The sequence below is a fragment of the Mesorhizobium sp. M1A.F.Ca.IN.020.06.1.1 genome (assembly GCF_004023265.1).
GTDB lineage: Bacteria > Pseudomonadota > Alphaproteobacteria > Rhizobiales > Rhizobiaceae > Mesorhizobium.
This window is the reverse complement of sequence record NZ_RZSR01000641.1, coordinates 1-3,545: the sequence shown is the minus strand read 5'-3', so window position 1 is coordinate 3,545 and position 3,545 is coordinate 1. Positions and strand designations below refer to the sequence as shown.

The following is a 3,545-nucleotide window of genomic DNA, read 5'->3' as shown; positions in this document are numbered from 1 at the left end:
GAACAAGCCGGTGATCGCCTGCGTCAACGGCATGGCGGTGGGCGGCGGCTTCGAGCTGGCGCTGTCCTGCGACCTGATCTACGCCTCTGACCATTCTTCCTTCGCGCTGCCCGAGATCCGCGCCGGCACGCTGGCCGACGCCGCGACGATCAAGCTGCCGAAACGCATTCCCTACCATATCGCCATGGACCTTCTCCTCACCGGCCGTTGGATGGATGTGGCGGAAGCGCATCGCTGGGGCCTGGTCAACGAGGTGCTGCCCAAGGAGAAGCTGGAGGACCGCGTCTGGGAAATCGCGCGGCTTTTGGCCAGCGGCCCGCCGCTGGTCTTCGCCGCGATCAAGGAGACGGCGCGCGTGGCCGAGGCGCTGACCTTCCAGGAGGCCATGAACAAGGTGACGCGCAGGCAACTGCCGACGGTCGATATCCTCTACGGCTCGGAGGACAATATGGAAGGCTTCCGCGCCTTTGCGGAGAAGCGCGATCCGGTGTGGAAGGGTAGATAGGCCGCAGACGATGGCGTTCCGTCACACCCCCCTCTGCCCTGCCGGGCATCTCCCCCGCAAGGGGGGAGATCGGATGTCACGGTCGCTTTCGCCAATTGCCAGCGTCGCAGGTGGATCGCCGGCGCCCAAGCTGCCAATCTCTCCCCCTGCGGGGGAGATGTCCGGCAGGACAGAGGGGGGTGCTCAGGCTCGACCTTCGCGATCGGCCCAAGCGCTATGACCGACTACAAGACCCTCATCGACGTCGAGACCTGGGCTTTCATCGAGAAGACCAATTCCTATTACCCGCCCGACACGATCGACTACACGATCGCAGAGCAGCGGGCGATCTACGACCGGATGTGCCGCGAGTTCTTCGCCGGCTATCCGCAAGGCGTGACGGTCGAAACGTCCGCCATCGCCACGCCGACCGCCAGCATCCCGATCCGCATCTATAGCAACGCGGAATCGAACAGCGCCGCAATGGTGCTCTATGTTCATGGCGGCGGATTCATCCTCGGCGGGCTGGACAGCCATGACGATGTCTGCGCCGAGCTGTGCGCCCGCACCGGCTACGAGGTGGTCTCGGTCGATTACCGGCTGGCGCCGGAACATCTGCATCCGGCCGCCTTCGACGACGTGCTAAGCGCCTTTGAATGGGCCGCCAAGACCTATGATTGCCCTGTCCTGCTTTGCGGCGACAGCGCCGGCGGAAACCTCTGCGCCGCCGTTGCCCACGCAACGCGCGGTCACATCAAGAAGCCGGCCGGCCAGGTGCTGATCTATCCCAGCCTCGGGGGCGACCGCTCGCGCGGCTCCTATGTGGCGCATGCTGACGCGCCGATGCTGACCCTGCGCGATATCGAATTCTACCTGAACATTCGCACCGGCGGCGTGGACCGGACCGGCGACATCACGCTGTCGCCGCTCGCCGACGCCGATTTCGCCTATCTCCCGGCGACGGTGCTGATCACTGCCCAATGCGACCCGCTGTCCTCAGACGGCGAGGCCTATCGCGACCGCGTCGTCGCGGCCGGCGGGTATGCCTACTGGTTCGAAGAACAGGGGCTAGTGCACAGCTATTTGAGAGCCCGGCATACGGTCGGTCGTGCTCGCGCGAGCTTCACCCGCATCGTCGAGGCGGTCTCCGTGCTCGGCAGAGGCGAGTGGATCTGGTGATTTTGCCAAAGCGCGTGGCGTCGAGAATTCAAGCGCCGCGCTTCGGGGCTGATGCCAAAATCGCTGCTCTCTTTTCGGCGACTTGCATGAGACGGGCAAAGACAGCTCTACCAGCCGGACGCCTAGAGCATTTCACCGTTTCACGGAAACGACGAAATGCTCGGGCTTGTTTGTTCTGACGCAATTCCGGACGGAAAACCGCTCACACTTTTTCTCGAATTGCTCTAGACCGGATTGAACCTTTCCGACTCAGCCTGCGACTGACGGCCAGGCGCCGCATGGCGCGGGCCGGAAAGGGAGCCCGTATGATCAGAAATCCAGAGCCGCGGTGGTCCGAGGAAGCAACAGGAGCTCGGCGCGATCATCGGCTTCGGGATGGAGACGACGCGCTCGGCTTTCGGCTGATTCCGTTGACCCTGCCAGGCACCCGGCGTATCGTGAACAGGCGGAAAACAGACAATTCTATCAGGGACGAACGAGCCGGAACGCTGCGACTTACCTTGTTTTGCGCGGCGAAATCGGAGGGTTCTTCCGACGACTTCGGGGGGAGCTCAATGTCTCGCGACCGCGGCTCGTTCGTGGCTTTTCGCGGCGGCGGTTTGCGCCGCGCGATCGTGACCACCAGCGGAATTCTTGCCCTGGCACTGGCCGCCGGCTTTTGCCTCGGCGGTGCGGCAAAGGCTCAGGAAGCCCAGATCATCTATCCGGGCTCGATGGCGGTGACCGGCTTCCCCGGCACGATCATCCCGGATTTCGGCTCTCCCGATTCCGAAAAGGGCGGCCTGCCGCCCGGCGTCGACCCGGTCGACGAAACCTTCATCGACACTTCGCAGGCCTCGTTGCGCATTTTCAACGTCTCGCAACTCGGCGGCCCAGCTTCGGGCCAGCTCGTCTACACGCCGCCGCCCTTCGAGGTGACAGCCGGCCAGATCGGCGAGGTCTTCGGCCTCACTTATGACGACGGCGTGCGCGATGGCGTGCCGTCGGGCATTCCGAACCTCTATACGGCGGCGACCTCGCTGCACGGCATCGACATCGTCACGCCGGACGCCGACGAGGACGGACGGCCTGAGCGACAGCGCCGCGGCGCCGCCGGCGCTGTCTTCATGAACGGCCAGTTCGGCATCGAAAATGGCGGCGGACCGGGCACCATCTGGAAGATCGACGGTATCTCGGGCGCCGTCTCGAAATTCGCCGACATCGACACCAACAGCGGGCCCGGCATCGGCAACCTCGCCTTCGATCCGACCCATCGTGAGTTCTTCGCTTCGGATCTCGATACCGGGCTCATCCACCGCATCGATATCGAGGGCAATCTGATCGACAGCTTCGACCATGGCGTTGCCGGGCGTCCCGCGCATGGGCTGGCCCCGGTCGCCGACGACGGCGCCGTGATGGACATCCACGATACTGCCTTCGATTCGGAAGACCCCCGAACCTGGGGCTATACGCAGGATGCGCGCCGCGTCTGGGCCGTCGCCTACCATGGCGGGCGGCTCTACTATTCCGTAGGCGAGAAAGCCGAAATCTGGTCGGTCGGCATTGCAAGCGACGGGGGTTTTGGCCGCGATCCGCGCTGGGAACTGACGGTCAAGGCCGACCAAGATTATGCCGTCACCGATATCGCCTTCGACAATCAGGGTTTCATGTATCTTGCCCAGCGCGGCCCGGTCGAGAACCGCTACGATTACAGCCGCTTCGCCGATACCGGCAAAGGCGAGGTGATCCGCTACCAGCGCGAGGATCCGGACGATCCGGCAACGGAATCGGTCTGGGCCGAGGTGCCGCAGGAATATGCGGTCGGCTTCCCGCAGGGCAACCGGCAGTCGGCAGGCGGCGTCGACCTGCAATACCGCTACGACCCCGAAGGCAATCTTGACAC

The 3,545-nt window shown here is 64.2% G+C and carries 2 protein-coding genes and 1 pseudogene; all 3 read left to right on the top strand.

Annotated elements, in window-relative coordinates:
* Positions 1 to 505 (top strand): enoyl-CoA hydratase-related protein (locus EOA60_RS24075; RefSeq protein ID WP_206628212.1); only part of this gene is annotated, 505 nt, incomplete at its 5' end.
* A gap of 216 nt (positions 506 to 721) precedes the next feature.
* A complete protein-coding gene (locus EOA60_RS24065) occupies positions 722 to 1,663 on the top strand; it encodes an alpha/beta hydrolase (protein ID WP_095824388.1) in 942 nt (313 codons plus the stop codon).
* Between the two features lie 554 nt (positions 1,664 to 2,217).
* Positions 2,218 to 3,545 (top strand): annotated as a pseudogene (locus EOA60_RS24060) (hypothetical protein); the annotation flags it as partial.